This window comes from Pseudarthrobacter naphthalenicus, assembly GCF_029076445.1.
Classification (GTDB): domain Bacteria; phylum Actinomycetota; class Actinomycetes; order Actinomycetales; family Micrococcaceae; genus Arthrobacter; species Arthrobacter naphthalenicus.
This window is the reverse complement of record NZ_JARESG010000020.1, coordinates 63,228-70,518: the sequence shown is the minus strand read 5'-3', so window position 1 is coordinate 70,518 and position 7,291 is coordinate 63,228. Positions and strand designations below refer to the sequence as shown.

Here is a 7,291-nt window from a genome sequence, read left to right as displayed (position 1 = left end):
AGACCTACGAGGTCGCCAAACGCGGTTCGGGCAAGCAGCAGGCCGCGACCACCATGGCCTTCGTCCGGCTCCTCAAGGACCTCATGCGGGACAAGAACTTCGGCAAGCACATCGCCCCGATCATCCCCGACGAAGCCCGCACGTTCGGCATGGACGCGTTCTTCCCCACGGCCAAGATCTACAACCCCAAGGGTCAGAACTACCTCTCCGTGGACCGCGACCTCGTCCTGGCCTACAAGGAATCCGCGCAAGGCCAGCTGATCCACCCCGGCATCAACGAAGCCGGCGCCGTGGCCGCGTTCACCGCCGCCGGCACCTCCTACGCCACCCACGGCGTGCCGCTGGTTCCGGTCTACGTGTTCTACTCCATGTTCGGCTTCCAGCGCACCGGCGACGCGTTCTGGGCCGCCGGGGACCAGATGGCCCGCGGCTTCATCATCGGCGCCACCGCCGGGCGGACCACCCTGACCGGCGAAGGGCTCCAGCACGCTGACGGCCACTCGCCGCTGCTCGCCTCCACCAACCCGGCCGTTGTGACCTACGACCCCGCGTTCGGCTACGAAATCGGCCACATCATGCGCGACGGCATCGAACGCATGTACGGACCCGACTCCACCGACCGGAACCTGATGTACTACCTCACGGTCTACAACGAGCCGATCACCCAGCCCGCGGAACCCGAGGACCTCGACGTCGACGGCGTCCTGAAAGGCATCTACCTGCTCGCCCCGGCAAAGATCGACGGTCCCCGGACCCAGATCCTGGCCTCCGGCGTCTCAGTCCCCTGGGCCATCGAGGCCCAGCGGATCCTCGCCGAGGACTGGGGCGTCTCCGCGGACGTCTGGTCCGTCACGTCCTGGACCGAACTGCGCCGCGACGGCATGGCCGCCGAGGAAGAAGCCTTCCTCAACCCCGGCAAGCCCGCCCGCGTCCCGTTCGTCACCCAGCAGCTCGCAGGGGCCACCGGCCCCGTCGTGGCAGTCTCGGACTACATGAAAGCCGTCCCGGACCAGATCCGCCAATTCGTGCCCAACGAATTCGCCACCCTCGGCGCAGACGGCTTCGGCTTCTCCGACACCCGCGCCGCAGCCCGCCGCTTCTTCAAAAACGACACCCACTCCATCGTGGTCCGTTCCCTGGAGATGCTGGCGCGCCGTGGTGAAGTTGATGCCCAGGCCCCGGCCCAGGCCATCGAAAAGTACCGCCTCCACAACGTCAATGCCGGTTCCACCGGCAATGCCGGCGGCGAGTCCTGATCAGCGGGCGCTGATCAACGGTCAGCCGAAATGAACGACGACGGCGGTCCCCACCGAAAGGAGGGGGCCGCCGTCGTCGTTCCCTTCCTTTTGCCGTGCGGGCTTGCGCCTGTGACGCACATCCGCCGACGTTGTAGCCTTTGCACAAAATGGAGCTTGCGGGGCGGGCGCCGTATGCTCAGAAGATGCCTGAGCCAACCACCCCGACTGCGAAGCGCAAGCCGGCTTCGCGCAGCACCGCGCCGGAGAAGTCTGAAACCCTGAAAAAACTCAGGGCGAGCGTCGGCCAGCTGTCCACCACCACACTGCGGCAGTTGGAGAAGTCACTGCCCTGGTACTCCCGGCTCAGCTCCGACGAACGTTCGGCCCTGGGCATGGTTGCGCAGAACGGCATCGCCGCATTTGTCACCTGGTATGAGCGCCCCAGTTCGCCGTCGTGGATCCTCTCCGACGTCTTTGGTACGGCCCCCACCGAGCTGACCAGGTCCATCAGCCTGCAGAAAGCCCTCCAGCTGATCCGGATCGTGGTGGAGGTGGTGGAGGACCAGGTGCCGGTGATCGCCCCCGAAGCGGACCAGCCCTCGCTCCGGGAGGCCGTCCTGCGCTACTCCCGTGAAGTGGCATTCGCGGCTGCAGATGTCTATGCCAGGGCCGCCGAGTCGCGCGGTTCGTGGGACACCCGGCTGGAGGCGCTGATCGTGGACGCCATCCTGCGGGGCGAAAACACGGATGCGCTGCGGTCAAGGATCGCTGCCCTGGGCTGGAAAGCCCAGGAGCGCTTCACCGTCATGGTGGGAAATTCCCCCTCCGAGCCCAGCGCCAGCTATGTCAGCGAATTGCGTCGTCTGGCCGGGCGCTACGCGGAAGACGCCCTGGTGGGAATTCAGGGTGACCGTCTGATCCTGATCCTCGGCGGCGTTCAGGACCGCGAGACCGCGTACCTTAAGCTCAGCGAAATGTTCGCGCCCGGACCGGTGGTCTACGGCGCCGAGGCCGGCTCGCTGCTGGAAGCCAGCGGATCGGCCCAGTCGGCCTTCGCCGGCCTGACCGCCGCGCGCGCCTGGCCCTCGGCCCCACGGCCGGTAGCGGCGGACGACCTGCTGCCTGAACGCGTCATTTCCGGTGACGAGGCGGCGCGCCGCTCCCTCGTCAAAAACATCTACCGCCCCCTGGTTGCCGCCTCAAACGGGCTGGTGGAGACGCTGGGCACCTACCTCGAGCTCGGCCATTCACTGGAGGCGACAGCGCGGGAACTCTTTGTGCACGCCAACACGGTGAGGTACCGGCTCAAGCGCGTCTGCGACGTCACCGGCTGGGATCCGCTCCTTCCCCGCGAAGCGTTTGTGCTGCAGGCAGCCCTTGTGGTGGGCCGTCTTGCCGCGCCGCCTAAAGCGCCCGCCGAACGTAATCCGGCGCGGAATCAGTCCTGACTCGTTGTAGACTTCCTACAATCTGACCCCTTGAGCTTGGTGCAGAGAAACACCACGGAATGTCACAGTAATTTGGAAAGCTGGTTAAGTGCTTGCAATAGTCTGCCCTGGACAGGGCTCACAGACCCCGGGTTTTCTGGCCCCTTGGCTGGAACTGCCTTCGGTAGCAGGCCACCTGGCCTCCCTTAGCGAGATTGCAGGCATCGACCTGACAGCGCACGGGACCACCTCGGATGAGGACACCATCAAGGACACTGCCGTTGCGCAGCCCCTGATCGTGGCTGCCGGGCTGGTTGCCGCAAGGTCCCTGTTCGACGTCGAACTTGGCTCCCTCCCGGTGATCCTTGCCGGGCACTCTGTCGGTGAGATCACTGCTTCGGCCCTGGCTGGAGTGCTCACCGAAGAAGAAGCCATGACGTTTGTCCGCGAACGGGCCAACAGCATGGCCGCGGCCGCAGCTGTGACCCCGACCGGCATGAGCGCCGTGGTGGGCGGCGATCCGGCCGAGGTGCTGGCCGCCATCGAAGCGTCCGGAGCCACCCCGGCCAACGTGAACGGCGCCGGCCAGACCGTGGCTGCGGGGACGTTCGAACAGCTCAAGGCCCTCGCGGACCATCCGCCGGCCAAGGCACGCGTGATCCCCCTGAAGGTAGCGGGAGCTTTCCACACGTCGCACATGTCCCCCGCGGTGAGCGCCCTGGAAGCGCTGAAGCCGGCCCTCAAGCCGCAGAAGCCGCAGGTGCCGTTGCTGTCCAACTTTGACGGCCGTGAAGTGATCGACGGCGAGGCCGCCGTCGATAGCCTCATTGCCCAGGTCTCCCGGCCGGTCCGCTGGGACCTGTGCATGGAGACGCTGCTGCAGCGCGGCGTCACTGGCCTGATTGAACTCGCACCGGCAGGCACGCTGGCTGGCCTCGCAAAGCGCGGCATGCCCGGCGTCAAAACCGTCGCAGTCAAAACCCCTGACGACCTCACGGCCGCACTGGCACTCTTCGCAGAATTGGAGGGAGACGCATGAGCGTTCCCACGCTTAACCAGTCACCCGTCAACCAGTACAGCCGCATCCTCGGCCTGGGCGCTTACCGGCCGGACGTCATCGTCACCAACGAGGACGTCTGCCAGTGGATTGACTCTTCCGACGAATGGATCCGCCAGCGCACGGGGATCATCACGCGCCACCGGGCCTCCGCTGATGTCAGCGTCATCGACATGGCATCAGGTGCAGCGCAGGAGGCCCTCGAAAAGGCAGGAATCGACGCCTCTCAGCTCGGTGCCGTGATCGTATCCACCGTCACGCACCCCTACGCCACGCCCTCAGCTGCTGCTGCCGTGGCCGAGCGCATCGGCGCGACGCCGGCACCTGCCTTCGACATCTCCGCGGCCTGCGCAGGGTACTGCTACGGCATCGCGCAGGCTGATGCCCTGGTTCGTTCCGGTGCCGCAACGTACGTGTTGGTGGTGGGGGCGGAAAAGCTCTCCGATGTTATCGACAACCGGGAACGCACCATCTCCTTCCTCCTCGGCGACGGCGCCGGCGCCGTTGTCATCGGCCCGTCAGACACCCCGGGCATCGGCCCTTCGGTGTGGGGCTCGGACGGCAGCAAATGGGATGCGATCGGCATGACGCGTTCCATCCTTGATGTGCGGGACCTCAGCATGGCCGCCCGGCAGTCCGATGAGTCCGGTGACTTCGCCCTGCTGGAAGAGGCGCAGGAACTGTACCCCACGCTCCGCCAGGACGGGCAGACCGTCTTCCGCTGGGCAGTCTGGGAAATGGCCAAGATGGCAGAGCAGGCGCTCGTGGCCGCCGGTGTCAAAGCCGAAGACCTCGTCGCCTTCATTCCCCACCAGGCCAACATGCGGATCATTGATGAGATGGTCAAGAAGCTCAAGCTTCCCGAGTCCGTCAAGGTAGCCCGGGACATTGCCGATGCCGGAAACACCTCGGCCGCGTCCATTCCCCTGGCCACCCACCGCCTGCTGAAGGAAAACCCTGAGCTCAGCGGGGGCCTCGCCCTCCAGATCGGCTTCGGCGCCGGGCTGGTTTTCGGTGCGCAGGTCATCGTTCTTCCTTAAACGTCCCACACAGGCCGCACCCCCGCGGGCTGAACCGTTTCCGGCATCCCCTGCCGGCAATAACAAGAAAAGGAGCCGTCAATGGCTAGCAATGAAGAGATCCTGTCCGGCCTGGCCGAAATCGTCAACGAAGAAACCGGCCTGGCCCCCGAGGCTGTCGAACTGGACAAGTCCTTCACCGAGGACCTGGACATCGACTCAATCTCCATGATGACCATTGTGGTTAACGCCGAAGAGAAGTTCGGCGTGCGCATCCCGGACGAAGAGGTCAAGAACCTCAAGACCGTGGGCGACGCCGTGAGCTTCATCGCCGGCGCACAGGCCTAGCCAAGGCTTCGGCCCCTTAAGGCTGACAGGACTGCCGGCCCGCCCCATCGGCGGGGCCGGCAGTCCACCCTATTTCCGGGCACTAGCTGCCCAACACGCGGGACCCCGCCGGAGTAACCGGATACGGCCTGCCCACCGACAGAGAGTGATCCAATGACACGCAAAGTAGTCATTACCGGTCTGGGTGCCACCACACCCATCGGCGGCGACGTACCGACAATGTGGAACAACGCATTGAAGGGCGTCTCCGGTGCCCGCACCCTGGAGGACGATTGGGTTGCCAAATACGAACTGCCCGTCCACTTCGCCGCCCGCTGCACCACCCCGGCATTGGATGTCCTGAGCCGTGTCGAAGCCAAGCGGATGGACCCGTCCACCCAGTTTGGGGTCATCGCCTCCCGTGAGGCATGGGCGGATTCCGGCATCACCGAAATCGACCACGACCGCCTTGCGGTCGCCTTCGCCACCGGCATCGGCGGCGTGTGGACCCTGCTGGATGCCTGGGACACGCTGAAGGAGAAAGGGCCCCGCCGTGTCCTCCCGATGACGGTGCCCATGCTGATGCCCAACGGCGTCGCAGCGGCCGTCAGCCTCGATCTTGGCGCCCGCGCGGGCGCCCACACCCCTGTTTCGGCCTGTGCATCCGGCACCGAGGCCCTTCACCTGGGCCTGGACCTCATTCGCTCCGGCAAGGCCGACGTGGTCATGTGCGGCGGCGCCGAGGCGGCCATCCACCCCATGCCCCTGGCCGCGTTCGCTTCCATGCAGGCGCTGTCGCGCCGCAACGACGACCCGCAGGGCGCCTCCCGTCCCTATGACCTCGCCCGCGACGGCTTTGTGATGGGCGAAGGCGCCGGCGCGCTGGTCCTCGAGGCCGAGGAACACGCCCTTGCCCGCGGTGCCCGCATCTACGGTGAACTCGCCGGCACCTCCGTGACCGCTGACGCCTATCACATCACTGCTCCGGACCCCCAGGGCCTGGGCGCCACCCGCGCGTTGAAGGCAGCCATGTTCGACGGCCGTATCCAGGCCGAAGATGTGGTCCACGTCAATGCGCACGCCACCTCCACCCCGGTCGGTGACAAGCCCGAGTACACGGCTCTCTACGCTGCCTTGGGTAGCCACCTCGACAGCGTGGCAGTCTCCGCCACCAAATCGCAGATGGGACACCTCCTCGGTGCCTCAGGCGCCGTGGAGGCAGTACTGACGGTGCTGGCCGTCTATGAACGCAAGGCGCCCGTGACCATTAACCTCGAGAACCAGGACCCTGAGATCCCCCTGGACGTTGTCACTTCAGCCCGGGACCTTCCGGCAGGGGACATTGTGGCGCTCAGCAACTCGTTCGGTTTCGGCGGCCACAACGCCGTCATCGCCGTCCGCAGCGTCTAAGACCAGCCCCGCTGAGACAAAGGAGGCCCCGCCGTTGTGCACTGCACAACGGCGGGGCCTCCTTTTTGCTATGGAGATTGATGGACGACGGCGGGACGCACGGTTTGAAGGCGTCCGGCGGTTCTCAGCCCACCTGGTGCAGCCAGCGGACGGGTGCACCCTCCGCGGCGTGGCGGAAAGGCTCGAGTTCCTCATCCCAGGCCTCACCGAGGGCAAGGGAGAGTTCGTGGTAAACAGCGGACGGATCGCCTGCGCCTGATTCGTAGGCGTAGCGGATCCTGTCCTCTGACACCGTGATGTTGCCGTGGACATCGGTGGTGGCGTGGAAAATTCCTAGTTCGGGGGTGTGGGACCAGCGGCCGCCATCGACGCCCTGGCTGGGTTCCTCCGTGACCTCATAGCGCAGGTGCGCCCAACCACGAAGCGAGGACGCCAGTAGGGAGCCGGTGCCCGGGGTGCCGGTCCAGGAGAGCTCGGCCCTAAACATTCCGGGCGCGGCAGGTTGAGGGGTCCACTCAAGATCCGTTCGCTTATCCACGACGGATCCGATAGCCCACTCGACGTGCGGGCACAGCGCCGTAGGCGCCGAGTGTACGAACAGCACACCGCGGGTCATTGCAACAGACATTCCATCCTCCATAGCTGTAGGTACGTCTTCCCCAACGACCTCTGCCTGGATGAAACTGCCCGTGCTGTGGTTCCAGCGGCGGTGCTCCTGCTGATATTAAGCTGTGTCCGGACTCGCTGTTCCGCGCGAAGCGAAGGAGCTTCAAGCGAAACTTGAAAGTTGCCGGACGTGACTCTTATTGTGCC

General features: G+C 65.6%; 7 protein-coding genes. 6 read left to right on the top strand and 1 reads right to left on the bottom strand.

Annotated elements, in window-relative coordinates:
• The 6 genes from PY310_RS17305 to PY310_RS17280 all read left to right on the top strand — a co-directional run.
• On the top strand, nucleotides 1-1,256 hold a 1,256-nt coding region (locus PY310_RS17305; protein ID WP_419095515.1), incomplete at its 5' end, for a transketolase-like TK C-terminal-containing protein.
• A gap of 185 nt (nucleotides 1,257-1,441) precedes the next feature.
• Nucleotides 1,442-2,686, top strand: coding sequence for a PucR family transcriptional regulator (locus PY310_RS17300; RefSeq protein ID WP_275215698.1), 1,245 nt, complete (start codon nucleotides 1,442-1,444; stop codon nucleotides 2,684-2,686).
• An 88-nt stretch (nucleotides 2,687-2,774) separates the two neighbouring features.
• Complete coding sequence (locus PY310_RS17295) at nucleotides 2,775-3,704, top strand: ACP S-malonyltransferase (protein ID WP_275215697.1); 930 nt, start codon at nucleotides 2,775-2,777, stop codon at nucleotides 3,702-3,704.
• Nucleotides 3,701-4,762: a beta-ketoacyl-ACP synthase III gene (locus PY310_RS17290; RefSeq protein ID WP_275215696.1), complete on the top strand. Its 1,062-nt coding sequence runs from the start codon at nucleotides 3,701-3,703 to the stop codon at nucleotides 4,760-4,762. Before PY310_RS17295 ends, PY310_RS17290 begins: the two co-directional genes overlap by 4 nt.
• Nucleotides 4,763-4,843: 81 nt before the next feature.
• Complete coding sequence (locus PY310_RS17285) at nucleotides 4,844-5,089, top strand: acyl carrier protein (protein ID WP_066292130.1); 246 nt, start codon at nucleotides 4,844-4,846, stop codon at nucleotides 5,087-5,089.
• 153 nt (nucleotides 5,090-5,242) lie between these two features.
• Nucleotides 5,243-6,478, top strand: coding sequence for a beta-ketoacyl-[acyl-carrier-protein] synthase family protein (locus PY310_RS17280; protein WP_275215695.1), 1,236 nt, complete (start codon nucleotides 5,243-5,245; stop codon nucleotides 6,476-6,478).
• Between the two features lie 124 nt (nucleotides 6,479-6,602).
• On the opposite strand, the gene PY310_RS17275 is transcribed toward PY310_RS17280, so the two are convergent.
• Nucleotides 6,603-7,106, bottom strand: a complete 504-nt coding sequence (locus tag PY310_RS17275; protein WP_275215694.1) for a DUF3145 domain-containing protein — start codon at nucleotides 7,104-7,106, stop codon at nucleotides 6,603-6,605.
• Nucleotides 7,107-7,291: the final 185 nt, after the last annotated feature.